At 65.7% G+C, this 25,380-nt stretch carries 28 protein-coding genes; 16 read left to right on the forward strand and 12 right to left on the reverse strand.

What is annotated here, in order from left to right:
* Positions 1 to 38: 38 nt before the first annotated feature.
* The 5 genes from ACW7G0_RS02355 to ACW7G0_RS02375 all read left to right on the forward strand — a co-directional run bounded on the left by ACW7G0_RS02355 (position 39) and on the right by ACW7G0_RS02375 (position 4,538).
* Positions 39 to 1,031: an SPOR domain-containing protein gene (locus tag ACW7G0_RS02355; protein WP_456987375.1), complete on the forward strand. Its 993-nt coding sequence runs from the start codon at positions 39 to 41 to the stop codon at positions 1,029 to 1,031.
* Positions 1,032 to 1,050: 19 nt separating this feature from the next.
* The gene (locus tag ACW7G0_RS02360; protein ID WP_456987377.1) at positions 1,051 to 1,641 is read left to right on the forward strand and encodes a CvpA family protein; all 591 of its coding nucleotides are present in this window, start codon (positions 1,051 to 1,053) and stop codon (positions 1,639 to 1,641) included.
* Between the two features lie 71 nt (positions 1,642 to 1,712).
* Complete coding sequence (gene purF, locus ACW7G0_RS02365; RefSeq protein ID WP_456987379.1) at positions 1,713 to 3,182, forward strand: amidophosphoribosyltransferase; 1,470 nt, start codon at positions 1,713 to 1,715, stop codon at positions 3,180 to 3,182.
* An 8-nt stretch (positions 3,183 to 3,190) separates the two neighbouring features.
* Entirely contained in the window at positions 3,191 to 4,024 is an 834-nt protein-coding gene (locus tag ACW7G0_RS02370; RefSeq protein WP_456987381.1) for a ferritin-like domain-containing protein, read from the forward strand.
* Positions 4,025 to 4,076: 52 nt separating this feature from the next.
* Entirely contained in the window at positions 4,077 to 4,538 is a 462-nt protein-coding gene (locus tag ACW7G0_RS02375) for a COG3650 family protein (protein WP_456987383.1), read from the forward strand.
* Between the two features lie 95 nt (positions 4,539 to 4,633).
* On the opposite strand, the gene lpxH is transcribed toward ACW7G0_RS02375, so the two are convergent.
* The gene (gene lpxH / locus ACW7G0_RS02380) at positions 4,634 to 5,368 is read right to left on the reverse strand and encodes a UDP-2,3-diacylglucosamine diphosphatase (RefSeq protein ID WP_456987384.1); all 735 of its coding nucleotides are present in this window, start codon (positions 5,366 to 5,368) and stop codon (positions 4,634 to 4,636) included.
* 91 nt (positions 5,369 to 5,459) lie between these two features.
* Here lpxH and gltX point away from each other — a divergent pair, with 91 nt between their 5' ends.
* On the forward strand, positions 5,460 to 6,866 hold the full coding sequence (gene gltX, locus ACW7G0_RS02385; protein WP_456987386.1) for a glutamate--tRNA ligase: 1,407 nt from the start codon (positions 5,460 to 5,462) through the stop codon (positions 6,864 to 6,866).
* A 37-nt stretch (positions 6,867 to 6,903) separates the two neighbouring features.
* Positions 6,904 to 7,392, forward strand: a complete 489-nt coding sequence (locus ACW7G0_RS02390) for a transcriptional repressor (protein WP_456987388.1) — start codon at positions 6,904 to 6,906, stop codon at positions 7,390 to 7,392.
* Between the two features lie 6 nt (positions 7,393 to 7,398).
* Here the strand turns inward: ACW7G0_RS02390 and ACW7G0_RS02395 are convergent, their stop codons facing one another.
* The gene (locus ACW7G0_RS02395; protein WP_456987389.1) at positions 7,399 to 9,615 is read right to left on the reverse strand and encodes a TonB-dependent receptor domain-containing protein; all 2,217 of its coding nucleotides are present in this window, start codon (positions 9,613 to 9,615) and stop codon (positions 7,399 to 7,401) included.
* Positions 9,616 to 9,700: 85 nt separating this feature from the next.
* Here ACW7G0_RS02395 and ACW7G0_RS02400 point away from each other — a divergent pair, with 85 nt between their 5' ends.
* Positions 9,701 to 10,108 (forward strand): MerC domain-containing protein, encoded by a 408-nt coding sequence (locus ACW7G0_RS02400; protein ID WP_456962184.1) that lies wholly within the window; start codon positions 9,701 to 9,703, stop codon positions 10,106 to 10,108.
* A 138-nt stretch (positions 10,109 to 10,246) separates the two neighbouring features.
* A complete protein-coding gene (locus ACW7G0_RS02405; protein WP_456962183.1) occupies positions 10,247 to 10,438 on the forward strand; it encodes a 30S ribosomal protein THX in 192 nt (63 codons plus the stop codon).
* 51 nt (positions 10,439 to 10,489) lie between these two features.
* On the opposite strand, the gene ACW7G0_RS02410 is transcribed toward ACW7G0_RS02405, so the two are convergent.
* The 3 genes from ACW7G0_RS02410 to hutI are packed head-to-tail and all read right to left on the reverse strand — an operon-like array spanning position 10,490 to position 13,519.
* Positions 10,490 to 11,239 (reverse strand): ABC transporter ATP-binding protein, encoded by a 750-nt coding sequence (locus ACW7G0_RS02410; protein WP_456987391.1) that lies wholly within the window; start codon positions 11,237 to 11,239, stop codon positions 10,490 to 10,492.
* Positions 11,236 to 12,270 carry a hypothetical protein gene (locus ACW7G0_RS02415; protein WP_456987392.1) on the reverse strand — a complete coding sequence of 345 codons (1,035 nt, stop codon included), beginning with the start codon at positions 12,268 to 12,270 and terminating at the stop codon, positions 11,236 to 11,238. The genes ACW7G0_RS02410 and ACW7G0_RS02415 overlap by 4 nt, the downstream gene beginning before the upstream one ends.
* Before the next feature lie 55 nt (positions 12,271 to 12,325).
* A complete protein-coding gene (gene hutI, locus ACW7G0_RS02420) occupies positions 12,326 to 13,519 on the reverse strand; it encodes an imidazolonepropionase (protein ID WP_456989432.1) in 1,194 nt (397 codons plus the stop codon).
* Between the two features lie 144 nt (positions 13,520 to 13,663).
* Between hutI and ACW7G0_RS02425 the strand changes: the two genes are divergently transcribed.
* The gene (locus ACW7G0_RS02425; protein ID WP_456987394.1) at positions 13,664 to 15,010 is read left to right on the forward strand and encodes a formimidoylglutamate deiminase; all 1,347 of its coding nucleotides are present in this window, start codon (positions 13,664 to 13,666) and stop codon (positions 15,008 to 15,010) included.
* Positions 15,011 to 15,045: 35 nt separating this feature from the next.
* On the opposite strand, the gene ACW7G0_RS02430 is transcribed toward ACW7G0_RS02425, so the two are convergent.
* Genes ACW7G0_RS02430 through ACW7G0_RS02440 form a run of 3 tightly spaced genes read right to left on the reverse strand, consistent with a single transcriptional unit; the run spans position 15,046 to position 18,423 of the window.
* Positions 15,046 to 15,549 (reverse strand): methylated-DNA--[protein]-cysteine S-methyltransferase, encoded by a 504-nt coding sequence (locus ACW7G0_RS02430; RefSeq protein ID WP_456987396.1) that lies wholly within the window; start codon positions 15,547 to 15,549, stop codon positions 15,046 to 15,048.
* Entirely contained in the window at positions 15,546 to 17,090 is a 1,545-nt protein-coding gene (locus tag ACW7G0_RS02435; protein ID WP_456987397.1) for an AlkA N-terminal domain-containing protein, read from the reverse strand. Before ACW7G0_RS02435 ends, ACW7G0_RS02430 begins: the two co-directional genes overlap by 4 nt.
* A 49-nt stretch (positions 17,091 to 17,139) precedes the next feature.
* Positions 17,140 to 18,423 carry an alkaline phosphatase family protein gene (locus tag ACW7G0_RS02440; RefSeq protein WP_456987399.1) on the reverse strand — a complete coding sequence of 428 codons (1,284 nt, stop codon included), beginning with the start codon at positions 18,421 to 18,423 and terminating at the stop codon, positions 17,140 to 17,142.
* 149 nt (positions 18,424 to 18,572) lie between these two features.
* On the opposite strand from ACW7G0_RS02440, the gene ACW7G0_RS02445 reads away from it, so the two are divergent.
* The 3 genes from ACW7G0_RS02445 (at position 18,573) to ACW7G0_RS02455 (ending at position 21,378) form a co-directional block, all read left to right on the forward strand.
* Positions 18,573 to 18,968 carry a hypothetical protein gene (locus ACW7G0_RS02445; protein ID WP_456987400.1) on the forward strand — a complete coding sequence of 132 codons (396 nt, stop codon included), beginning with the start codon at positions 18,573 to 18,575 and terminating at the stop codon, positions 18,966 to 18,968.
* Positions 18,969 to 19,074: 106 nt separating this feature from the next.
* Positions 19,075 to 20,766 (forward strand): urocanate hydratase, encoded by a 1,692-nt coding sequence (gene hutU / locus ACW7G0_RS02450; RefSeq protein WP_456987401.1) that lies wholly within the window; start codon positions 19,075 to 19,077, stop codon positions 20,764 to 20,766.
* An 81-nt stretch (positions 20,767 to 20,847) separates the two neighbouring features.
* A complete protein-coding gene (locus tag ACW7G0_RS02455; protein WP_456987403.1) occupies positions 20,848 to 21,378 on the forward strand; it encodes a tetratricopeptide repeat protein in 531 nt (176 codons plus the stop codon).
* 65 nt (positions 21,379 to 21,443) lie between these two features.
* On the opposite strand, the gene ACW7G0_RS02460 is transcribed toward ACW7G0_RS02455, so the two are convergent.
* The gene (locus ACW7G0_RS02460) at positions 21,444 to 21,869 is read right to left on the reverse strand and encodes a PepSY domain-containing protein (protein ID WP_456987405.1); all 426 of its coding nucleotides are present in this window, start codon (positions 21,867 to 21,869) and stop codon (positions 21,444 to 21,446) included.
* A 195-nt stretch (positions 21,870 to 22,064) separates the two neighbouring features.
* On the opposite strand from ACW7G0_RS02460, the gene ACW7G0_RS02465 reads away from it, so the two are divergent.
* Both ACW7G0_RS02465 and ACW7G0_RS02470 read left to right on the forward strand, forming a co-directional pair.
* Positions 22,065 to 22,319 carry a hypothetical protein gene (locus tag ACW7G0_RS02465; protein WP_456987407.1) on the forward strand — a complete coding sequence of 85 codons (255 nt, stop codon included), beginning with the start codon at positions 22,065 to 22,067 and terminating at the stop codon, positions 22,317 to 22,319.
* Positions 22,320 to 22,432: 113 nt separating this feature from the next.
* Entirely contained in the window at positions 22,433 to 22,870 is a 438-nt protein-coding gene (locus ACW7G0_RS02470) for a hypothetical protein (protein ID WP_456987408.1), read from the forward strand.
* 82 nt (positions 22,871 to 22,952) lie between these two features.
* Here ACW7G0_RS02470 and ACW7G0_RS02475 read toward each other — a convergent pair whose 3' ends face one another.
* Positions 22,953 to 23,315 carry a DUF1428 domain-containing protein gene (locus tag ACW7G0_RS02475; RefSeq protein WP_456962173.1) on the reverse strand — a complete coding sequence of 121 codons (363 nt, stop codon included), beginning with the start codon at positions 23,313 to 23,315 and terminating at the stop codon, positions 22,953 to 22,955.
* A 201-nt stretch (positions 23,316 to 23,516) separates the two neighbouring features.
* Between ACW7G0_RS02475 and ACW7G0_RS02480 the strand changes: the two genes are divergently transcribed.
* Positions 23,517 to 24,224 (forward strand): glutathione S-transferase N-terminal domain-containing protein, encoded by a 708-nt coding sequence (locus ACW7G0_RS02480; protein WP_456987410.1) that lies wholly within the window; start codon positions 23,517 to 23,519, stop codon positions 24,222 to 24,224.
* Between the two features lie 31 nt (positions 24,225 to 24,255).
* Here the strand turns inward: ACW7G0_RS02480 and ACW7G0_RS02485 are convergent, their stop codons facing one another.
* Positions 24,256 to 24,738: a DUF2894 domain-containing protein gene (locus tag ACW7G0_RS02485; RefSeq protein ID WP_456987411.1), complete on the reverse strand. Its 483-nt coding sequence runs from the start codon at positions 24,736 to 24,738 to the stop codon at positions 24,256 to 24,258.
* A complete protein-coding gene (locus tag ACW7G0_RS02490; RefSeq protein ID WP_456987412.1) occupies positions 24,728 to 25,375 on the reverse strand; it encodes an OmpA family protein in 648 nt (215 codons plus the stop codon). Before ACW7G0_RS02490 ends, ACW7G0_RS02485 begins: the two co-directional genes overlap by 11 nt.
* Between the last annotated feature and the right edge of the window lie 5 nt (positions 25,376 to 25,380).

Raw genomic sequence — 25,380 nt, forward strand, 5'->3', positions numbered from 1 at the left:
ATCGGCCGGGCTCCTCACCTTGTTGCTTGCGAGATCCGATGGAACCTGCCTTGAAACAGCGCCTGATCGGCGCCGCCGTGCTGGTCGCGATCGCGGTAATCTTTCTGCCGATGCTGATCAAGGGCCCGGCGCCAGAGAGCGGCGTGTCCGATGTTCCGCTGGAGATGCCGAATGCGCCCGAGGGCGGGTTCGAAACCCGCGAGCTGCCGTTGGTTACGCCCGCGGCTGCCGATGGATCCAGCGTGACCGGCTTGGGCGCCCGTCCGGTGGATCCTGCCGATGACGGCAACTTGCCGACGGTGGATACCCGGGCGGCAGATACCGGGCCCGCCGACAGCGGCAGCGTCGATGCCGCACCGGGCGCGGACGGTAATTACGCCGTCAGCTTTGGAAGCTATGCCAGCGCTGGCGACGCCAATCGGGTTGTAGAGGCGCTGCGCAACGCACAGCTGCCAGGCTACCAGGAGACCACGACTACCGGCGGCCGCACGCTGTACCGGGTGCGAGTCGGACCGTACCAGTCACGCGCCGCCGCCGAGGCCGGTCGCCTGGGTGCCGCGCGTGTGCGTGACGACGTAGGCTCCAAAGTGGTCGTATTGAACGCCGATACCGCCGAAGCGGAAAAAAAGCCGATCGCCGCGACCGAACCAGCGGCTTCGAAGCCAGTACCACCGCCGGCTGAAGAGCCCACCCCGGTAGCCAGCAAGCCCGCCGCCACGCCTGCTTCACCCAAACCGGTCGCAGCCGCCAAGCCCGCGGATCCTACCCCCGCAGATCCCGCCCCAGCAGCCAGCGCGGTGGGCTTTGCCGTCCAGTTGGGGGCATTTGCCAGCCACGCGGACGCCACCAAGTTGCGTGATCGCGCGCGCTCTCTGGGTTTGAGTGCCTTTGTCGAAACCGTCACGACCGACAAGGGCGCGTTGAACCGGGTACAGATCGGACCGGTGGCAGATCGCGCCGCGGCCGAGAAGCTCAAGGCGCAGGCGGCAGCCAAGTTGGGCATCACCGGTTTCGTCCACTCACACCCGTGAGGGCTGAGTGGTTGCTGCGATGAGTCCAATCGACTGGGTGTTGCTGGCAATCGTTGGCGTGTCAGCGCTATTGGGCCTGATGCGGGGCCTGATTGGCGTATTGGCTTCGCTGGCGGCGTGGGTGCTGGCGGGTTGGGCGGCATTCCAGTTCGGCGCGCAAGTCGCGTTGATGTTGGCTCGCGATGGTGAGCCAGGCGCGGGCCATTTGTTTGCCGGCTATGCGCTGGCGTTCATCGTGGTGCTGCTGGTGGTTGGACTGGTGGGTTGGGCGGTGCGCAAGATGATCCATTCCGTCGGCCTGTCGGGACCGGACCGGATGCTGGGCCTGCTGCTGGGCGTCGCGCGCGGGGCGTTTATCGCTTGCGCGCTGCTGCTGCTGCTCGGGCTGACCGAGTTGCCCCGCGAGAAGTCGTGGCAGGACTCCCAACTGGTGCCGGTGTTCGTGCCGGGCGCGCAAATGATGCAGGCGTGGCTGCCGCAGTGGGTCGCCAGCCAGGTGGACCTGCGCGGCGATTCGGACGCGCCGGCATTGATTTCCCCGGACCGGATGCAGGCATTGCCGGTGCTGCCAATGCCGGTCTTGCCTGGACCGGCGGACGACCCGGGATAATTCAGGGCAACCTTCGCGCTCGCCAGAGCTTCTGTTTTTCGCAACAACCCCAGCAACCAGGACACACAGCCATGTGCGGCATTATCGGAATCGTCGGCCACAACGACGTCGCGGCTCAGCTTTACGACGGACTGATGGTGCTCCAGCATCGTGGCCAGGACGCGGCCGGCATCGCCGTCGCCGACGGCCGGCACCTTCGGTTGCGCAAGGGCAGCGGGCTTGTCAGCGACGTGCTCGACGACGTCTCGATGCGACGTCTGGTCGGTCATGTCGGCATCGGCCATTGCCGTTACCCGACCGCAGGAAGCGAGGGGGATGACGAGGCCCAGCCTTTCTACGTCAATTCCCCTTATGGCATCGCGTTGGCGCACAACGGCAACCTGATCAATGCCGATGACCTGCGCCGGGAGGTCTTCCAGCAGGACCGCCGCAACGTCAACACCGAGTCCGACTCGGAAGTGTTGTTGAACGTGTTCGCGCATGAGCTGGGCAACGGCGAGGCGCCCTCACCGGAAACCGCGTTCAAGGCGGTCACCGGGGTGTACCGGCGTTGCGTCGGTGGCTACGCGGTGGTCGCAGCCGTGCTGGGCTTGGGGCTGGTGGCCTTCCGCGACCCCAACGGCATCCGGCCCCTGGTGCTGGGCAAGCGTACCGGCGCCAATGGCGATGAGTACGCGGTGGCGTCCGAGTCGGTGGCGTTCGACCTGACCGGCTTCCAGCGGGTGCGCGACGTGTTGCCCGGCGAAGCGGTGGTGATCACCGCTGACGGTGTACTGCATGCCCGCCAATGCGCGACGCCCGGCGTGCATACACCGTGCATCTTCGAGTACGTGTATTTCGCCCGGCCCGACTCGATGATCGACGACATTTCGGTGCACAAGGCACGGATGCGGATGGGCCAGAAGCTGGGCGAGAAGATCCTGCGCCTGCGCCCGGACCATGACATCGACACGGTGATACCGATCCCCGATTCCTCGCGTGACGCGGCGCTGGAAGTGGCCAATGTGATTGGAGTGAAGTACCGCGAAGGCTTCATCAAGAACCGGTACGTCGGCCGTACCTTCATCATGCCGGGTCAGGAACAGCGCGCCAAATCGGTGCGCCGCAAGCTCAACCCGATCCCGCTGGAGTTCCGCAACCGGGTCGTGTTGCTGGTCGACGATTCGATCGTGCGTGGTACCACCTCGCGCCAGATCGTGCAGATGGCGCGGGAAGCGGGTGCGCGCAAGGTCTACCTGGCTTCGGCGGCGCCGCCGGTGCGTCACCCCAATATCTACGGCATCGACATGCCGACTCGCGAGGAGCTGATCGCCCATCAGCGCTCCGAGGACGAGATCGAGAAATTGCTGGGTTGTGACTGGCTGATCTACCAGGACCTGGCCGACCTTGAGGATGCGGTTTCGGGGCCGAAGCACCGGCTGGAAAATTTCGACTCATCGTGCTTCGACGGCGACTACGTGACCGGCACCGAGGCCGACTATTTCGAACGGGTAAAACGCCTGCGCTCGGATGAGGCGAAGACCACGCGCCGGGCTTCGTGACCGGTAGCGTGGCCTCGCACGACCTGTTCCAGGCGGCGCGTGCCTGCCTGGAGGCGGCCACGGCGCACGACAAGGTCGCCGCGACCGTGGCGGCAGGCGAGGCCTTCCGGTGCGGGACGTTGCTGATTCCGCCGTCGTCGCCGCCGCCAATGCCGATCGGTATGCCCGGACGCCCCTCGCGGCCGGCGCTGGTGTCGCCGCGCCAGTTGCCCAAACGCGGCTTCGGCACGGACGCGGGGCGCGCGGCATTCATCCATGCCATCGCGCACATCGAGTTCAATGCCATCGATCTGGCATGGGACGCGGTGTATCGGTTCCGCGGGCTGCCACCGGCGTTCTACGCGGACTGGGTCGGCGTGGCGGTGGACGAGGCGCGGCATTTCACGCTGCTGCGCAATCGCCTGCAGGAGCTGGGTTACGACTACGGCGACTTCGACGCCCACAACGGCTTGTGGGAGATGGCGGTGAAGACCGCGCACGACGGCCTGACCCGGATGGCGTTGGTGCCGCGGGTGCTGGAGGCGCGGGGGCTGGACGTTACCCCGGGCATGATCGACAAGCTACGCGGGCTGGGTGACCACGCCACCGTTGCCATCCTGGAGGTGATCCTGCGCGAAGAGGTCGCCCACGTGGCCGCCGGCTCGCGCTGGTTCCGCTGGTATTGCGCGCGCGCCGGGGTCGCACCTGGAGCGACGTTCCGCCAGTTGCTGAGCGAATACGCCCGCGATGTCCTGTACGGGCCCTTCAACCTGCAGGCGCGCAGCGAGGCGGGATTTGACGAGGAAGAATTGGCGATGTTGCTGGACGCGGTGGAAGGCCGGGCCGCAGTCACCGGGCGTTGATCGGAACCTGCTAGCTTCCGGGATCCATCTGACTGGCCAATGGAAACACTCCATGATGAAGATTCGCCCGCTGTTGTTGCTGTCGATTTCCGCCTGCACGGCGGCCGCCCTGCTGGCCTGCCAACCGCAATCGCCGACCCCGGCGGACACCACGCCGGCCGTCGTCAGCTCTGCGGATATGGCCATCGATGCGCCGGCGGTGAATGAACCGGACCGACCGATCAGCCGGTTGCACGCACGTGGCAACGAGCCGTTCTGGTCGGTAAAGGTCGATGGCGACACGCTGACCTACACCACGCCCGAGATGCAACCGGGCAAGCAGCTGACGGCCGAGCGCAGTGACCACGCCGCAGGTGTCACCTTCAACGGTACCGATGGTGACAAGGCCTTCGTCCTGGACGTCACGGGCGGGCAGTGCCAGGACTCGATGTCGGGCGAAATGTTCGAGTACACGTCTTCGTTCACCTACGGCGACAATGAAATGACCGGCTGCGCAGGTGCGGTTTCCGAATGACCCGTAACGCCGATGCCGTCCCATTGCGCTGAGGCGTCGGCCCTGGTTTCGTAGCCCTGCTTTCGTAGCCGTGTTCCAGTGTCCCGATTCGGGAGCTATCCCAGTGATTCCAGCGCGTGGCCTTCGCGGGTCACGCGCAGCACCGAACCCTGTTCGTACCAGTCGCCCAGCACGATTCGCTCGCAGGCGCGGCTGGCAACTTCGATTGAATGCACCATCGGCCGATGGGTGTGGCCGTGGATCATCGTGTCGATGCCGAAGCGGGCGAAGGTTTCCGCGACCGTCGCCGGCGCGACATCGGTGATGGTCTCCATCGTCCCTTCCGACTTGAGCCCTGACTGGTGCGCCTTGCTGGCCGCTCGCGCCTGCTGCGCGAATGCCAGGCGGGCGGGCAATGGCTGGGACAGGAATTGCGCTTGCCACGCCGGGTTGCGGGTCTGGGCGCGGAACTGCTGGTACGCCAGGTCATCGGTGCACAGGGTATCGCCGTGTAGCAACAGGGCGGGGCGACCGTACAGCACCACCACGCTGGGGTCGGGCAGGATCGTCATGCCGGCGCGACGGGCATAGTCGTTGCCGAGCAGGAAATCGCGATTGCCATGCATGAACGCCACCGGGGTTCCCGCTGCGCTCACCGCCTGCAGCTCGCGGGCGACGAAGGCGCCGGTATCGGACGGATCGTCGTCACCGACCCAGGCTTCAAACAGGTCGCCGAGGATATACAACGCGTCCGCGCCGGCGGCTTCCTCGCGCAGGAAACGGCCAAACAGCTCGGTGATCTGCGGTCGCTCGGCGTCGAGGTGGAGGTCGGAGATGAAGAGCGTGGTCATTGCGGCATTGTAGGGGGCGAAACCGTCCGTCCCGCACGGTCGGCAGCGGCAGCGGCTAAAATCGACGGACACCCACCTGGAGTTGTCCCGCATGAGCTGCCGCACCCGCTTCGCCCCCAGCCCGACTGGTTACCTGCACATCGGCGGGGCACGTACTGCGTTGTACTGCTGGCTGGAGGCGCGTCGTCGCGGTGGCGAGTTCATCCTGCGGATCGAGGACACCGATCGCGAGCGCAGCACCCAGGCCGCAATCGACGCCATCCTGCAGGCGATGCAATGGCTGGGGCTGGATTTTGATGAAGGCCCGATCTACCAGACCCATCGGCTGGAGCGTTACCGCGAGGTGGCCGAGCAACTGGTCGCGTCCGGTCACGCGTATTACGCCTACGAGACCAAGGCCGAGTTGGAGGCCATGCGCGAGGCCCTGGTCGCTGCCAATGAGAAGCCGCGCTACAACGGCGCCTACCGCGACCAGGATGCGGGCTACCGCGAGGATCCCAACCGGGTAATCCGCTTCAGGAATCCGCGCGATGGCGTAGTCGCCTGGGACGACAAGGTCAAAGGCCGGATCGAGATCAGCAACACCGAGCTGGATGACCTGGTGATCTTCCGTCCAGATGGTTACGCGACCTACAACTTCGCCGTCGTGGTGGACGATCTCGACATGGGCATCACCGATGTCGTCCGCGGCGACGACCACGTCAACAACACCCCGCGCCAGATCAACATCTACCAGGCCCTCGGTGCGACCGTGCCGCACTTCGCCCACCTGCCGATGATCCTGGATCCGGAAGGCGCCAAGCTGTCCAAGCGCACCGGCGCGGCGGATGTCATCGAGTATCGCGACGCCGGCTACCTGCCGCACGCGTTGCTCAACTATCTGGCGCGTCTGGGTTGGTCGCATGGCGACCAGGAGATCTTCTCGATTGACGAGATGAAGTCGCTGTTCGATCTCAAGGATGTCCACTCCAAGCCCGCACGGCTGGACCCGGCCAAGCTGGGCTGGCTCAACCAGCAATACCTCAAGAGCGACGATCCGGTTGCCGTCGGCAAGCACCTGCAATGGCACCTGCAACAACAGGGGTTTGACCTGGACAAAGGGCCGGCGGCGGCGGATATCGTGGTGGCCCTGCGTGACCGCGTGCAAACCCTGAAGGAGATGGCCGAGCGCGCCGCGGTCTGGTTTGGTCCGCTGCTCGAGTACGACGAGGCCGCGGTTGCCAAGCATCTCAAGCCGGCGGCGCGTGCACCTTTGGCCGGTGCGCGTGAACGGCTCGCCGCGCTGCCGGAATGGACCGCCGACAATGTTGGCGTCGCCCTGCACGAGACCGCCGCCGCATTGGAGCTGGGCATGGGCAAGGTTGCCCAGCCGCTACGGGTGGCGATCACCGGCACCCAGATCAGCCCGGATATCTCGCACACCGTGTACCTGGCCGGACAGGTCGAGGCACTGAAGCGGATCGATGCGGCCCTTGATAAAGTGGCGGTCGAGACCTAGATCATGCAACAACGAAAGGTCATATGAGGTCCTGGCCATGACCCGCGCCCACGCCTGTACCGATCCGAAACACCACGTCCACGATGGCGATGCCTTCGTGCGCGAGGTCGAGCGTGTCTGCGAGCAACGCAACCTGCGGTTGACGCCGCTGCGGGCCAGCGCGTTGCGCCTGATCGCCGACGCCGGCCGGCCCATGAAGGCTTACGAGCTGCTCGACCAGATGAAGGTGACCCATGACGCCGCCGCACCGCCGACGGTCTATCGTGCGCTGGACTTCCTGTTCGAACACGGCTTCATCCACAAGCTGTCCTCGATCAACGCCTTTGTCGGCTGCCATCACCCCGGTGGCGAACAACACGCGGTGCCATTCCTGATCTGCGACAACTGCCAGTCCGCCACCGAGCTGGAAGACGACTCCATCGTGGAGGCATTGGAAAAGCGTGCCCGCGCCCTGGGCTTCCTGCCCCGCGCACAGACCCTGGAAGTCCACGGTCTGTGCGCCCAGTGCGCCAGGGAAGCGGCGTAGCTGCGTTCAGAAGAACGCGCGCACGCCAAACGCGATGCCTCGGCCGGGCAGTGGTGACAGGTCCTTCAGGAACGAGGTGTGCGGGCGTGCTTCCTCGTCGAGCAGGTTGCTGCCGTCCAGGAAGATCTCCCATGCGTTGCCATGCGCGGTGTCCACGTGCCAGGCCAGGTGCGCGTCGACCAGGGTGTAGCCCGGCGTGGCGGTTTCATCCGCAGCCACGTGGTCCTGCTTCATGTAACGCACGGCACCCACGGAGGCGCGCCACGGACCCTGGTCCCAGCGAAGCTCGCTGCCGACGCGGGCCGGGGCGATGCGTGGCAGGTTGCCGTCCAGTGCGATCCGGGCGGAGTGCCCATGGACGTGCTCGCCGTGGAATACGCGCAGATCGACATCGCGGCTGCCGCCCTCGTCCAGCTCGCCACGCACGATGTCGCCAAACACGCGAAGGTCCCATGCACCGCTGGCGTTGTCGGCCAGCATGACCGTCGCTTCGGCCTCCATTCCGTGGAAGCGCGCATCGGCCTGGTTCCACAGGTGGACGGTGGTGCCGCCATCGGTCAGCGTCGTGCCCGGATCGCGCAACGACTCCAACGTGCTCAGGTAGATGAAATCGTCGTACTGGATCGTGTAGGCGGCCAGGCCCAACTGCACGCGTTCGCCGTGCCAGCGGAAGCCGAGCTCGAGCCTGTTCGCGGTTTCCACCTCCAGGGCGTCATCGCCGATCTCGATTGTGCCGGTCGCCACGTGCAAGCCATTGGAGTAGAGCTCCTCGGCGGTCGGTACGCGTTGCGCGCGATCCAGGCCCAGCGACATGTGGAACGTGTCGTTGACCTCCCACTTCACCGCAGCCGACGCGCTTTGGGCCTCGAACTTACGAGAGGTGCGCCGTTCCGGCGCCAAGGCCTGCGCGGCGGAATCAATCCGGTTGCGGTCGTGGCGGGCACCAAGCTCCAGCTTGACCGGGCCGAAGTTGCGCTCGCCGATCCAGAACAGGCCGGTGTCGCGACCCTCGGTGGCCGGCACGAATGCCTCCGCGCCTACCGCGTTGAAGTCGCGTTCCGACAGCTGCACTCCGAACGCGCCACGCCATGCGCCCCATGGCTTGTGTACCAGCTCCAGGCGCGCTTCCTTGCTGGTGTTGTCGAATACCGTTCCGACATCGTGGCCTTCTAATTCGGTATGGGTGTACTCGGTATTGGCGAACTTCAGCCGCAACGACTCGAACATGCCGACCTCGTCCAGACCGGCACGCAGCTCCGAGCGGCGCTGGTCCATGACGATGCGGACGGCGTCTTCGCCGTGCTCATCTTCGTCATGCGCGTCATGATCGTGCCCGTGGTCATGACCGTCGTCAGCGCCGTGGGAATGGCCCGGCACGCCGTAGCGCGTGTTGAACATCGATTGGCCGATACCGATGAAGCCGCGCTCGCCGATCCATGACACGCCCAATGCGCCGCTGTCGGTACGTACGGCGCTGTTGGGCAGGATGCCGGCAGTGGACGGATCCGGGGTTTCGCCTTCCTCGGCCAGTTGGCGCGCACTCTCGGGGAAACCGGGAATGTCGTAGTCGCCGGTCTCGCGATGCAGCGCGTCGACATGAAACACCAGATTTCCCGATGCCGACGTGCCGTCCAGCCGCAGCATCCCGGTCTTCTCGTCATTGACGCTGCCGGCGCGCAGTTCGGCGCGGCCCTGCAGCGGTGCGGTGGTGACCGTCTCGGGGATGCGGCCGTCGATCACATTGACCGCCCCGCCGATGGCGCCGCTACCGTAAAGCAGGGTGGAAGGGCCTTTCAGGACCTCGATCTGCTCGGCGAGGAATGGCTCGATACTGACGGCATGATCGGCACTGAGGGTCGACACATCGCCAGCGCCAAGCCCATCACTGAGGACCTGGACCCGGGCGCCATCGAAACCGCGGATGATCGGCCGGCCGACGCCGGGCCCAAAGTAGGACGACTGCACGCCTGGGAGCTTGTTCACCGTTTCCCCCAGAGAGCTGGCCTTGGCGGCATCGAGTCGCTCGCCGGTCAATATCTCCACAGGGTGAACCAGATCTTCGGCGGTAGCGGGCAGCAGGTTGGCGCGCACTTTCACGGCGCTCAGGTCGGTCGGCTGGTGGTCGTGGGGGGGCACGCTGGGCGGCTCGGCGGCGAACGCCGGCAGGGCGATGGCCAGCGCGGCAACCAGTGGCAGCTGACGGGGGAACGAGCGTTTGGGCATAAGAATCGGCTACAGTGGCGTGGACGGGGAGTCGTAATGTTATAGTATAACAATACGAACTCATCCCCCATAGGTCACGGTCCCCATGTCTCCACAAACCCGCCGCACACTCGATCGCCTCGGCGCTTACGGCTCAATCCTGTGCGCCATCCATTGCGCACTGTTACCGGTGGTGATCGCCTTGTTGCCCGCGTTGGGGCTGATCAGCATGGGCAACGACCGCTTTGAACAGGCATTCGTGGTCTTTGCGACATTGTTGGGGCTGTTCAGCCTGATCCAGGGTTATCGACGCCATGGCGTCGTCCGTGCGTTGGGGTTGTTGATCCCCGGTTTGCTGGTGCTGTGGCTGGCGGTGCTGTACGCGCCGCTGCACCACAGCCTGGTTCCGCACGCGATCGCAATGACCTTTGGCGGCACCCTGGTCGGGTTGGCACATGTGGCCAATCTGCGGCTGAACCACAGTCACGTCCACGACGCCAGCTGCGCGCATTGACGGTTCGCTGGCGATAATCGGCGTGTTACGCTACGCAGCTTCCCGCTGGCACGTGCGGCCTGGTGCTTCGCGCCGGCGCCCGCGCCTCATGGGCGGGTTTATCGCTAGTTTTCCATCTATACATCCGGGAGCAACATCATGGGCAAGGGCGACCGTAAAACCGCCAAGGGCAAGCGCTTCAACTCCAGCTACGGCAACTCCCGCTCGGCCGTAACCAAGGCCACCGGCACCGCCGCCGCGCCAGTGGTGAAGAAGTCCGCTGCCAGCAAGGCTGTCAGCAAGGCTGCAACGAAGAAAGTCGTGGCCAAGAAGACCGTCTCCAAGGAGTAAGCATCGGCGCATTGCCGGTGTGACTGAAAAGCCCCGCATTGCGGGGCTTTTTCATGCAAGTGCCGCCACCATCGCCTGCTCCAGCGACTGGGCCGGATCGCTGCGGATTGCCGCCAAGGCGTGACGGTCCCAATCGCAATGCAGGCGGCCCTCCACCAGCAGCACGGCGCGGTCGATGAAACGCTCGGCGACATCCAGTGAGTGGGTGGACAGCAGCACGGTGGTACCGTGTTCGCGGGTCAACGTCTGCAGGTGCTGCTTGAGCGTCCACGCACTCGGCGGATCCAGTCCGTTCAGCGGTTCATCCAATACCAGCAGGGGCGGCTCGCCGAGCAGGCCCAGCGTGATGCCGAGCTTCTGCCTGGTTCCCAGCGAGTACTGACCTATGGGTCGGTCGAGTACTGGCGATAGTTTGAATGCATCGGCGAGCAGTACGCTTGCCTCCGGAATGCCGTCCAGTCCACGCGTAGCTGAGAACAGCTGCAGGGCTTCGCGGCCGGTCAGCAACGTCGGCAGGAGGGTCGGATCGATTGCGAAGCCGAGCTGCGACTTCGCGCGTCGAGGGTCAAGGGCCATGTCGATGCCGTCGACCAGCACCTGGCCGGTAGTCGGTGCCTGCCCGCCGACCAGGCATTGCAGCAAGGTGCTCTTGCCCGAGCCATTGGGCCCAATCAAGGCTACGAATTCGCCGCATGGAAGCTGCAGGTTGATGTCGTGCAGCACCGGCTGTCGCGGATGGTAACCAAAGTGCAACCGATTGAGCTGCAGGGCCGGAGACCGGTCGGAGGACGTGTTTGTCATCGTGTATGAATCCTCGAATCCCGGAACAATCGCCACGCCGCCGGTAGCGCGGGAATGGCCACCAATACGACCAACACCGACCAGCCGACCAGCAACATCCACGAGTGCGCCGCCCCAGAGACCAGCACGCCGCATGTCGACGCACACGCACAGGCGAACAGTGGATAACGCCGCGTCGCGCGACGTTGACGCGATGGACCTGCGGGAGTTGCGCGCAACAAGGTGCTAGCCGATGCCGCAATCCGAACCCACGCGCGCAGCACCAGTCCAAGCCAGGTGGCGGATAACAGGAATACCAGCAGCCCCAACAGGAGCAGCGGTGACGCGCCCACGGGGAGCAATATCAATGCGGCGCATGCCGGCATGGCGCTTGCGCCGGTCCGCCAGCGGAGCCGCACCTCGCGCCGCTGCCAGTCGGACAGGTGTGGCAACTGACGGTCCTGCAACCACTCGGTGTTGAAAAATGCCCGGCGGGTACGGACATGGACGTGAGCGAACCCGGCAATGACCGTGTGTGGTCGACGTAACACAACGACCAGCGCCCCAGTGGCGCCAAGGATAACCGCCAGCGCAGCGCAACTGCTGGCAAAGCCGATACCGCCATGCGCACCCAGCGCGATGAGTGCGCTCAGGGCCAATGCCAGTGCCAGCAGGTAGAGCGCCGTGACGGTGCCGGCGACGATGCACAACGCAATCACTACGCTGCGGGGATCGATGGGCATCGCCGCCCACCATCCTTGGTGCAGTCGCGCGGCAACGGCCTGCAGTCGCGCGTTGACCAGCACATAGCTGCCAATGCCGACCATCAATGCGCACAGCAGCGGCCAGTTCAGCAGTGGCGTCAACAGAGACTGGCTTGCGGCGGCAAAAGAGGTGTCGTTGGCGCGGGGCCAGCCGGCGCCCAGCGCGGTGGCAAACCCCAGTCCCAACCCGATCAGCGCTACCGGTATCCACACCGATGTCAGCCGGCGACGCAGGATGATCGCAGACTCGGCAAACCAGGGGTGCCACGGAGGGATCAGGGGCGACATGCGGGCTTGGATCACAGGGAACCGGGCGGCTTGGAAAGCGACTCGAGTCCGCCGGTCACGTCAGTCGTATCCCGCCGGCATGGACGGCTTGCGCCAGATCACCACCCAGCCAATACCCCAGCTCGGAAGGATGGTTGATCCGCCATTGCACGAAGTCCGCGCGGGCACCGACTTCCAGCACGCCGCGATCGTGCAGGCCCAACGCGCGTGCCGCGTGTACGGTGGCGCCGCGCAGTGCCTGCTCCGGTGTCAACCGGAAGTGAGTACAGGCCAGCTGCATCGCCTGGCGCAGGGACATCAGCGGCGAGGTGCCGGGGTTGCAATCGGTGGCGACGGCCATGGCCACGGCATGCTCGCGAAGGGCATCCAGCGGCGGCAGGGTGGTCTCGCGCAGTACATGGAACGCCCCCGGCAGCAGCACCGCGACGGCGCCGGCATCCGCCATCGCACGGATGCCGGCGTCACTGCTGTGCTCGATATGGTCGGCCGACAAGCCCCCGAACTCGGCCACTAGCCCGGCGCCGCCCAGATCGCTCAGCTGGTCGGCATGCAGCTTGACCGGCAGACCGAGCGCGCGCGCAGCCTTGAACACGCGGCGAGTCTGTTCCGGGTTGAAACCGATGCCCTCGCAGAATGCATCGACCGCGTCGACCAGCCCCTCGGCCTGCAGCTGCGGCATCCACTCGATCACCGCGTCGATGTAGTCATCGCTGCGGCCCTTGAACTCCGGCGGCAATGCGTGCGCGGCGAGATAGGTGGTGCGCACGGTAATGCCCAGGATGTCTCCGATCTGCCGGGCGACCCGCAACATCTTGCGTTCGTTGTCGAAGTCCAGCCCGTAGCCGGATTTGATCTCCACGGTGGTCGCGCCATCGGCCAGCAACGCGCGCGCGCGCGGCAACGACTGTCTTAACAGCTCGGCTTCGTCAGCCTCTCGCACCGCGCGCACGGTGGACAGGATGCCGCCGCCTGCCTGGGCGATCTCCTGATAGCTGGCACCCTGCAGGCGCTGCTCGAATTCGCGTGCGCGGTCGCCGGCGAACACCAGGTGGGTGTGGCAATCGACCAGGCCGGGGGTGATCCAGCCATCGGCCTGGACGACCTCCCGGGTCAGCAGCGATGGCTCGCCTGGCAGGTCGCTGACCGCACCGGCATAGGTGATGAGACCGTCCTTCCAACCCAGTGCGCCGTTGGTGATCTCGCCGTAACCGGTGTCGCCCATCAAGGTCGCCAACGAGGCGCCAATCATCAGCCCATCCCATCGAGAGTCGGAGTCGGCGTGGTCATCGGGGCGGGGGCGTGCGTGCGGCGTCGCGTGATGTGTGCTCATGGCCCCATTGTAAGGAGACCGCCGGCGGTCGCCAGATCCGTGTCGACGCGCCACAATCGGGCCATGAGAACGATTCCAAACGCCAGGATATGGCACCCCGATGGTTGGCGGGATGGCGTCAAGCTCGACGTCGACATACACGGCCACATCACCCGCAGGCAACACGGCGGAACCACCGACCAGCGCGTGCTGCCGGGGGTTGCCAACCTGCATTCTCATGCGTTCCAGCGTGCGATGGCGGGCATGGCCGAGCGCCAGACCAACCCTGATGACTCGTTCTGGACCTGGCGCGAGGCGATGTATCGCTTCGCCGGCCGCTTCACGCCCGAAGCGTTGCACGCGGTGGCGGCGCAGTTGTACAGCGAGATGCTGGAGGCCGGTTACACCACCGTTTGCGAGTTCCATTACCTGCACCACGCGCCCGATGGCAAGCCCTATGACGACCCTGCGGCGATGTCGCGTGCGTTGATCGCTGCCGCGCACGACGTGGGCATCCGCATGACCCTGTTGCCAGTGCTGTACATGACCGGTGGCTTTGACGGACGTGCACTCGATGCACGGCAGAAGCGGTTTGGCCACGACGTGGAAAGCTACCTGCGACTGCTCGACACCTTGCGTACCGAGCAGAACTCCATGCTGAAGGTCGGCTGCGCGTTGCACAGCTTGCGCGCGGTGCCGGAGCAGGCGATGAAAGAAGTCATCGCGGCATTGCCGGGTGACAGCCGCATCCACATCCATATTGCCGAGCAGACCGCGGAGGTCGATGAGTGCCTGCAGGTGCGCGGCGCGCGGCCGGTGCAATGGCTGCTCGACCATGCCGGCGTCGACCGACGCTGGACCCTGGTGCATGCGACCCACCTGGACGACGCCGAATTGGCCGGCATCGCCGAATCGGGCGCCACCGTTGCACTGTGTCCGACCACCGAGGCGAACCTCGGCGACGGGCTGTTCCGGCTGGCCGACTACATCGATGCCGGAGGCCGCTGGGGCATCGGGTCGGACTCCAACATCTCGGTATCGCCGGTCGAGGAGCTGCGCTGGCTGGAGTACGGCCAGAGGTTGTCCACGCGGCGGCGCAATATCGCCGTGACCAGCGCGTCCCCGAGCGTGGGTGAAACCCTGGTGCATGGCGCGGCCGCCAGCGCCGCCGACTCGACCGGCCATGCGATCGGTCGCCTGGCCGAGGGCGAGTTTGCCGACGCGGTGGTGCTGGATGTCGGCGCGCCGCAATTTATCGGTGCCCGGGACGAGGACGCGATTGATCGATGGGTGTTTGCCGGCAACCGCCCGCTGGTGCGCGAGACCTGGGTGGACGGTCGATGCGTGGTCGAGAACGGTCGCCACTTCCATGCCGACGCGATCCTTTCGCATTGCCGGAGCGAAATCGAACGGATGCTCGCCCACACTTAGCTTGCGGGTCGAGCATATGGGTCGAGCAAGTCGGCTCAGGCGGAGGCAAACAGGTCGACGCGCGGCAGCACTCCTTCCAACTCCAGCAGGAACTGCTTGGTCGGCAGGCCACCGCCGAAGCCGGTCAAGCTGCCGTCAGCGCCGATCACGCGGTGGCAGGGCAACACGATCGGCAGCGGGTTGCGGCCGTTCGCGCCGCCAACGGCACGCATGGCCGTTGGCCGGCCGACGCGGCCAGCGAGTTGCGCGTAGCTGACGGTCTCGCCATAGGGAATCGTCGCCAGGGTGAACCAGACTTCACGTTGGAATTCCGTGCCACGCGGTGCCAGCGGCAGGTCGAAGCGCTCGCGTTCGCCGCGGAAGTACTCGTCCAGTTGCGCATGCGTTGCGTCGAGTACCGCATGCTCGCCTTCCGTCCAATCGTCGCTGCGCTTGATGTGATGGCGCGATTGCTGGAACTCGACCAGTCGCAGGCCGTCGTCGTCGGCGGCCAGCAGCAGCGGGCCGACCGGGCTGTCGATCGTGGTGTAGATGGTCATGGGAGGGCTCCGGGTTCGGGCACGGTGTCGCGCCACAGGTGGATCACCGAGTACGCGCGCCAGGGACGCCACGCCTCGGCGCGCGCGAGCAGCTTGCGGGCGGTCAGCGGCGTCGCATCATCGCTGGCCACGCGGCGCAGGATCAGGTCCTCGGCGGGGAACGCATCGGGGTGGCCGAGCGCACGCATCGCGATGTAGTGCGCGGTCCACGGCCCGATGCCCGGCAGCGCGACCCAGCGTGCGACGAAATCCTCCAGCGTGCGTTCGGGGCGGAAGTCGACCCGGCCATCGAGCAGCGCGCGGGTCAGGTTGCGGATCGTTTCAGCCCGTGCACGGGTAACGCCGATCGTAGACAGGTCGGCATCGGCCAATGCTTCGGCGGTGGGGAAAACGTGCTCCAGACCCGGCGCGAACGCCGCGTCCAGCGGCTGCCCGTACCGGTGCGCCAATCGCGTGGCCAGCGTGCGTGCCGCGGCCACGCTGACCTGCTGTCCGAGCACCGCGCGCACCGCGATTTCGAAGCCATCCCAGCCGCTGGGCAGGCGCAGACCGGGACGTTTGTGCAGCAATGGCCGCAGCTTCGGATCGGCCGACAAGGTGGTGGCAATGGTCTGCGGGTCGGCGTCCAGATCGAACATCCGCCGCAGTCTCGCGACGATCGACAGCAGCCGCGTCGAACCCACGCCGTGTACCTGCAGTCGCAAGGCGTGGGCGCCACCCGGCCAGGCGCTGATCCGCAGCCAGCCCGGCGGCGCCAGAGGGGTGTCGTCGGGCGGCGCGATCACCCGTGCATAAGTGTCGCCATCGACCACTTCCACGCCGGGCAGCGCGCGGGTGCCGAGGAAGGCCAGCATCGACGCGAAATCGTAGGGCGGGCGGTAGCCCAGTCGCAAAGTCAGTACCTGACTTTCATTGCTGTTGTCGCTGTCGCGCGGAAGCTTGCGCAGTTCACGTGGCGCCATCCGGTAAGCCTCGCGGAACGTGGTGTTGAAGCGGCGCAGGCTGCCGAACCCGGCCGCCAACGCGACTTCGGTGACCGGCAGCGTGGTTTCGGTCAGCAGCTGTTTGGCGAACAACAGCCGCCGGGTGGCGTGCACCCCAAGCGGCGCGGCGCCCAGATGCTCGACGAACAAACGCCGCAGTTGTCGCTCGCCCAGACCGACGCGGTCGGCCAGCGTCGCCAGTGGCGCATCGGCCAGCGCGCCCTGCTCGATCAGCCTGAGCGCGCGTGCCACCGTCGCATCGCCACGGTTCCAGCCGTCGTCACCGGGGGATAATTCCGGCCGGCAGCGCAGGCAGGGCCGGAACCCGGCGGATTCCGCCGCCGCGGCACTGCGGTAATAGTTCACGTTTTCGCGCTTGGGGACCGGTGCCGGGCACACCGGCCGGCAATAGATCCCGGTGCTGGTGACGGCGGTGAAGAACAGTCCGTCGAAACGCGCGTCGCGGCTCAGTCGTGCCTGCTCGCAGACGCGTACGTCAGGCGTGCCTGGCGCTTCGGCGATGGCGGTGGGGATTACGTCAGCATTGGGCGAGGACATGGGTGCAGGCTAGCACCGGCCCGGGCGTCAAACTCGCCGGATTCGGACATCAATACTGGCGGGCGGCAGGCTTCAATGTGCTCATGGCGTCATCGTCGGCATCGTTTTTTGCGGGCGCCACGTCGATGAGTTCCATCAGCAAGGGATACACGTCGATATTGTCGAATGCCGGCACCTGTGCGCCTTCCAGGAATGCCGGGCCGCGGGCGATGAAAATCGCGCGCATCGATGGCAGTGCCGGGTCGAATCCGTGCGAGCCGCGGGTTCCTGCATCTTTGCGGCTGGCAATCCATTCGCTCCGAAGCGCATCCCAGCCTTCCTCCATCTGGCAGACAATCGGTGGGATGCGTGGATGGGTGCCGTAGTGCCAGCGCGCCGGCAGGTCGGCCTTGCGCCAGCACTGATAATGCGGATGCGTGCCCAACAGTTGTGCCTCGGCCATCGCGGTGCGCCCGGGCAAGGGTGCAAAACCAACCGATTGGCCTGCGGTCACCATCGTCGCGTCGGCCGGGTCCACCATGTCCTCAATGGCCACGTGCTGGTCCGGCGGTACCGCTGCCATGCCGTGGTCGGACACCACCATCAGGTTGACCCGTGAAGCCAGTCCGCGCGCGGCCAAGCCGTCGAGCAGCCGGCCGATCTGCGCGTCGACCTCGCGGATCGCTTCGTGGACTTCCGGCGAGTCTGGCCCGTGCCGATGGCCGGCGCTGTCCACGGCTTCGAAATACAGCGTGACAAAGCGCGGACGGGAGGATGCCGGCTTCGCCAGCCAACCCAGCACCGTGTCGACCCGCACGTCCATCGCCAGATCCGAGTCGAACGGCAACCATTCCGTCGCCTGCACGCCGGTGATGGGCGCCTCGCTACCGGGCCAGAACAACGTCGCGGCAGGTAGCCCCGCATTCTCGGTCGATACCCAGGCCGGCACGCCGTCATCCCACCAGCGTCCGTCGCTGACTGCTTCCCGATTGCCGAGGCTGAAATCCCCCAGCGTCGCGTCATGCATCGTGTTGTGGACAATGCCGTGATGGTCCGGGCGCAGGCCGGTGACGATCGAGTAATGGTTCGGGAAGGTCAGGCTGGGGTAGGACGGGTTCATCCATTCCGCCTGTACACCTTCGCCCGCCAACCGGGTCAGGTTCGGCGTGATGCCCAGTTCCAGGTAGTCGGCGCGGAAGCCGTCCATCGAGACCAGTACGACCGTGGCTGGCGGCGCGATGGCCGGGTCACCGGGACGCGTGGCCTGCGAGCCGGGGAACGTGCCGCAAGCCACCAGTGACAGGGCAGAAAGAGTGAGCAGGACGGCTCGTGCCGCCGATTTGATCGAATGCATGAGTCAATCCTAGCTATGCGATGTTGCAACTCGAAGTGCCGAAAGACTGAAAACCCCATGAATATGGTTCGTGCCATACCCGCATACACAACACGGCAGGCGTAGGGTAAAGGCTGATCCAGCCCCTCTGGCAACCTCGTGGTGACGTCATGAAAAACCTGGCCCTGAGTGTATTGATCGCCCTGCCGGTCTGCGTCGCACAGGCCGGTGAACCCGTACCTGCCAGCGCTCAAGCCGTGGCGGCGCAGGCCGAAGTGAGCGAGCGTGATGCCCGCCACAATTGCATGCGTTATACCGGCAGCCATATTGTCCGGAGCCGAAGCGGACGTGCTGAGCGCGTAGCGCGTGCCGATGACACGGGTCGTGCGGATGCGGATCACGAGCACATGGATCACGAGCAGATGGATCATCAGCGCGTCGCCTCGCTCGAGCCGGAGGATTGCGTGAATGCCAATGGCCGCGTCTATAGCCGCTCCGACCTGAGCCGCACCGGTGAGGTGGATCTTGCCGATGCATTGCGCAAGCTCGACCCCGCCATCCGCTGACCCCGGCACGCAGAAAAACGGACTTCGTTACTCGGCGCCAGCGGCCGACCGCCTGTCGGGTGCGGTGCGATAATGGGACTTTCCGTCTTCGTACAGGAAGTTGCCGATGTCCACCCCCGCAGCTCACACGCGTGTCGACCCCAGCCGTGTCATCCGTGCCCCGCGCGGCAACCAGCTCTCCTGCAAGTCGTGGCTGACCGAAGCCCCGTACCGGATGCTGCAGAACAACCTGGACGCGGAGGTCGCCGAGAACCCGACCGAACTGGTGGTCTACGGCGGCATCGGCCGCGCCGCGCGCGACTGGGAGTCGTACGACGCGATTTTGGAGTCGCTGCGGAACCTCGAAGACGACGAGACCCTGCTGGTGCAATCTGGCAAGCCGGTCGGCATCTTCCGCACCCACGCCGACGCCCCGCGCGTGCTGATCGCCAACTCCAACCTGGTGCCGCATTGGGCGACCTGGGAGCACTTCAACGAGCTCGATAAGAAGGGCCTGATGATGTACGGCCAGATGACCGCTGGCAGCTGGATCTACATCGGTAGCCAGGGCATCGTCCAGGGCACCTACGAGACGTTCGTGGAGATGGGTCGCCAACATTATGGCGGCGATCTCAAGGGTCGCTGGATCCTGACCGCCGGCCTGGGCGGCATGGGCGGCGCGCAGCCGCTGGCGGCCAGCCTGGCCGGCGCCAGCAGCCTCAACATCGAGTGCCAGCAGAGCCGCATCGACATGCGATTGAAGACCCGTTACGTCGACGAGCAGGCGAGCGACCTGGATGACGCGCTGGCCCGTATCGCCAAGTACACCGCCGCCGGCGAAGCCAAGTCGATTGCGTTGCTGGGCAACGCCGCGGAGATCCTGCCGCAGCTGATCGAGCGCGGCGTGCGCCCCGACGCCGTCACCGACCAGACCAGCGCCCACGATCCCGTGCACGGCTACCTGCCGATTGGCTGGAGCGTGGAGCAGTGGCTCACCGGGCAGAAGCAGCACCCCGAGAAAGTCCGCGACGCCGCCAAGCAATCCATGCGTGTCCACGTCGAAGCGATGCTCGCGTTCGAAAAACTGGGCATCCCGACCTTCGACTACGGCAACAACATCCGCCAGATGGCGTTCGACGAAGGCTGCAGCAACGCCTTCGACTTCCCCGGCTTCGTCCCCGCCTACGTGCGCCCGCTGTTCTGCAAGGGCATCGGCCCGTTCCGCTGGGTGGCGCTGTCCGGCGACCCCGAGGACATCTACAAGACCGACGCCAAGGTCAAGGAACTGATCCCTGACGACGCCCACCTGCACAACTGGCTGGACATGGCCCGCGACCGGATCGAGTTCCAGGGCTTGCCCGCGCGCATCTGCTGGGTCGGCCTTGGCCTGCGCGACAAGCTCGGCCTGGCGTTCAACGAGATGGTGCGCAACGGCGAGTTGAAAGCGCCGGTGGTGATTGGCCGCGACCACCTCGACAGCGGCTCCGTCGCCAGCCCCAACCGCGAGACCGAGTCGATGATGGACGGCAGCGACGCCGTGTCCGATTGGCCGCTGCTCAACGCCATGCTCAACGTGGCCGGCGGCGCGACCTGGGTCAGCCTGCACCACGGCGGCGGCGTCGGCATGGGTTACTCGCAACACAGCGGCATCGTCATCGTTTGCGATGGCAGCGAGGCCGCCGACAAGCGCATCGCGCGTGTGTTGTGGAACGACCCGGCCACCGGCGTGATGCGGCATGCGGATGCGGGGTATGAGATCGCGAAGGCGTGTGCGAAAGAGCAGGGGTTGAAGCTGCCGATGGTCGGCCGGGACGATTAAGCCGCAACCCGCTCCGGTACGATCATGTCGTTGCACTCATTGCGCCCACGTGGCGCTGTCATCACATCAGGGGGAAGGGGAATGAAGAAGTGGATCGTAGCGGCCTCGGTGGCCGTGGTTTTTGTCATGGGCATGGGCGTGGGTTACGGCGCGAAACGCGAGCCAGCGCCGGCGGACTACCACGACAAGGATGCACGTGAAGCGGCGCATACGCTGCTCGACATCGCCCTCGCGCAGGCCGGCAAGAACGGCAGCTGGGAGCGCATCGGGGTGGGGCGGGTTTATTACCTCGGCGGGTTCAAGGCAGAAGGGCAGGCGATCTTCGACGCGCTGCTGACCGGCAAGCATGAGGACAGCGACGTGTTCCGTATCGCCCGCGTCTACCAGGAAGCCGGCGAGTGGGAGAAAGCGCGGCCGCTGTTCGACCGCTACCTGCTCGACAACCCGAAGGACGAGAAGGACCTGGCCGAAGTCGGCACCTACTACCTGCTCGATGGTGACCGCGCGACGGCGGAGCAGTTGTTCGACCGCTCGTACGCGATCGAGCGCAAAGAGCTGTGGGCCACGCTTGATATCGCCGGCGCCTACCTGGGGGTTGCGCCTCAACACTGATCGGGCGACACGGGGCTTTCGACTTCCGACAGCCCCGCCGTCACCACTTGGGCTTCACACGTGCGTCAATCCTTCGCGGTGCCGATGACCTCGCCGGTGGCCGGGTCGATCTTGAGTTCGACATCCATACCCTGCGGATCGTCGGCCTCGGCATTCCAGATGCCGTCTTCGTAGTCGACGTCATGCACGTTGACGTAGCCGGCTGCCGCGAGCTGCGCGCGCACGTCGGCTTCGCTCATTTGTGCGACCTGGGTGTCAGGGTAGATTTTGCCGGTCGCGGGGTCGATCCGCACCTCCGTCCGGTTGCCGTCGGCGCTGCGCGCATCGGCCTTCCATACGCCATCTTCGAACTCCACGTCATTGACCTTGGTGTAACCCTCGGCCGTGAGCTGCGCGCGTACGTCCTGCTCGGTCAGCGCGTCCTGTGCGATCGCAGCGGTGGATGCGCAGGCGGCGGCCAGCGCCAAGGTCAGAACAGTGAGATTTTTCATACATCCTCCGGGCTAGTGGAATCACCAGTTGAGCATTCACGCGCGCGGATCAATCCGAGGTGAAGGTCCTGGGCAGTCGATGCGCCCGATTCATCTTTAAGCCGGGGTCTACGTACCGGTCATGCTTGACTGCGTAACGTAGTATGGAGGGGGCGTCGGATGCAGTCTGTTCCCGGGTAAACCACGGAGTAGAAAATGAAGATCCTCGATCACATGGGCAGCACCGAACTGGCGGCCAACCTGTTCCGCGCCACGCAGACCGAGGAGAAGCTGCGCCGCGACGAGGTGCGCGGCAAGACGGAGGCCAACCGGACGCACTTCGAGGTCGGGCACAAAGTACGCCAGACCATCGATGAGTTGGGCGGCACCATGCCGGAAGAGCTGCCGACGCCCGACAGCAGCATCGGGCAACTGGCATCAGCGAAGAAGAAGCAGCTGAAGAAGCCATAGATCATCCGCCACCGTCGAACGGCATCGGGTTGGTCTTCGGGGCGGCCGGGGGGAGGCGCTAAGATCAGCCTCGCATCGATCCGATGCCCGAAAACCGGTTTGGGGAGAAGCACATGAACGCACCTGTCGTGACGCGTCCGGCCTGGTTCTGGGTCGTGGCCGTGCTGGCGTTGCTGTGGAACCTGTTTGGCCTGGCGATGTTCTACCTGCAGTACACGATGACGCCCGATCAGTTGGCGCAGCTGCCCGAGGCCCAACGCAGCCTGCAGGAGGGATTCCCCGACTGGCTGTGGGCGCTCAACTGCGCGGCCGTCGTCGCGGGCACGCTGGGCTCGATCCTGCTGATGATGGGCAGGCGGCTGGCGCTGCCGGTGTTCTGGGTGTCGCTGGTCGCGGTGGTAGTGCTGTTCGGCTATTGCCTGTTTCCCGGCCGCATGCTCGAAGTGCTGGGCGCCGCGCAGTCGCTGCCCATGCCCGTCCTGGTTACCGTGATTGCCGCGTTGCTGGTGTGGTTCGCGCACCGGTCGATCGGGCGTGGTTGGCTGGCATAAGACGTTCCAATGAACCGGGGCAGGCTTTCAGGAAAGTAAGCCTGACCCGGGTTTTGCCATCGACGAGGCCGGGCGCTCGGGATCAGCGCGACCCCAGCTCCACGACGGGTTGGAACCCGCCATAGATCATCCGCGCGCCGTCGAACGGCATCGGGTTGGTCTCCGGATCCATCCGCGGGTCTTTCATCATCTTCTCCATGCCGGCGTCGCGGGTCGGCTTGTCGGGCCATTCGATCCAGGAGAAGACAATCGTCTCGTCTTCCTTGCCCTGCACCGCGCGCTGGAAGTCGGTCTGCTTGCCGGCCGGGACGTCGTCGCCCCAGCACTCGACCACGCGGGTGGCGCCGTATTCCATGAACACCGAATCGCCGGTTTTGGCGTGGTCGATGAATTTCTGCTTGTTCGCGGTCGGAACCGCGATGACGAAGCCGTCGATGTAGGACATGTCGTGTCTCCTTCTTTGCGGGGGGTGTCGTGAAACGACGAACGACGGGGCGGGAAATCGACACCCGTCAGTACCGGCAGGCCACTTTGCCGGATGGTCATGCCGGCGCAGACATGGCGACGGTCCGTTCCATCCGGGGCTGTGCCAATCCAGACCGATCGTTCTAAGCTGGGCCATTCCAGACATTGACCAGGAGCCGCCGTGCCCGACCTGTCCGCCTTCCCGATAACACGCTGTTGGCCGGCGCAACATCCCGAGCGCATCCAGCTGTACTCGCTCAATACGCCCAACGGGGTGAAGGCCTCGATCATGCTCGAGGAGACCGGGCTGGCGTACGAGCCGCATCTGGTCGACATCGCGCAGGACGACAGCCACACACCGGAATTCCTGTCACTCAATCCCAACGGCAAGATCCCCGCGATGATCGATCCGGACGGGCCGGGCGGGCAGCCGCTGGGGTTGTTCGAGTCCGGGGCGATCCTGCTGTACCTGGCCGACAAAACCGGCCGTTTCATCCCTGCCGATCCGGCGCGGCGCTGGGAGACCATCCAGTGGGTGTTCTTCCAGATGGCGTCGATCGGGCCGATGTTCGGCCAGCTCGGGTTCTTCCACAAATACGCCGGCAAGGACATCGAGGATCCGCGTCCGAAGCAGCGCTATGTCGACGAGTCCAAACGCCTGCTCGGCGTGCTCGATGCGCGGCTCGACGGCCGTACGTGGCTGATGGGTGACGACTACACCATCGCCGACATCGCCACCCTGGGATGGGTGAACAACCTGATCACGTTCTACGAGGCGCGCGAGCTGGTCGGCTATGACGGCTTTGCCCATGTCGATGCCTGGTTGCAACGCGGACTGGCGCGCCCGGCCGTCCAGCGTGGGCTTGCGATCCCGTCGCGCGGGGAATAAAGCAGGTCTGAGCGGCGATGCCGGACCGTCCCTAGGTGCGCCGGGGTTTCGTGCGCTTGCGCGGGCGTGTCTTGCCGCTGCGGGCGGGGGTGGGTGGTTCCAGCACGCCATCCTCCTGCAACTGCTCCATCCATGACAGCGCATCGACGTAGCCGATGAAGTGCTGCAGATAGCCCGGTGAGGCGTCGTGCATCAGGCGCATCGCGCGGTGGAGCAGGGCGCTGGAATGCAGTGGGCCGGCATCCTCGGGGACCGCATCTAGGGATCGGCGCAGCTGGCTGTCGGTGCGGACGCGATTCCACAGTTGCTGGAACTCGGCCAATACCGGTAGCGCTGCGTGGTCCGGATGGGGAAGCGGGGCGGCGGATCCACGAGTCGCGTCGATATGGTCGAGCAATGCGCGCAGCGGGCTGGGTGCCGGGACGTCGGCGCTTTCTCCCGGGCCCGCGTGGTCGGCACCTTGCTCGCGCCGGGCGTCGAGCTGCGTGCGGACGTCGGTCGTCTTACCCGGCATCGGGCGCTGAGCTCGTTTCGGACCGGGGAATCGGGGCGATTTCCACGCGGCGGTTCCTCGCCCGCCCGGCTTCGTCGGCATTGGAGCTGACCGGCTGCTCGGCCCCGAATGCGGCGGCGAACACCGACGATGCCGGCACCCCATCGGCGATCAGGCTGCGGGTGACGGTCATGGCTCGCGCGGCGGACAGTTCCAGGTTGTCGGCGAAGCGGCGGTTGCTGCCCAGCACCGGCCGGTCATCGGTGAAGCCGCTCACCATCAGGATCTCATCGCGCGATTGCAGGTAGTCCGACAGCGGCGCGGCAATACTCCGCAGGATGTCGCGGCCTTTGGGCTGGAGCTGGTCGGAGTTGAGCGCGAACAGCACGCTGCCGCTGATCCCGATGCGGCCGTTGATGACGGTGACACGACCGGTAGCCAACGGTGCGGCAAGGGCCTGCTCCAGGGTCTTCAGGCGTTGCGCTTCGGCCTGGCGTTGCCTGACCGCTTCGTCCAGTTGGTTGGACAGCTGCAGTTGCACGCCGATGACGCCGGCCAGGATAAGCACGAACGCACCCAGCAGCACCGACATCAGGTCGCCAAACGCGGCCCAGGTGGTCGAGGTGGATTCGTCATCCAGTTCGATCTCGTCGCTCATCCGGT

This window comes from Lysobacter sp. A286 (assembly GCF_054052105.1).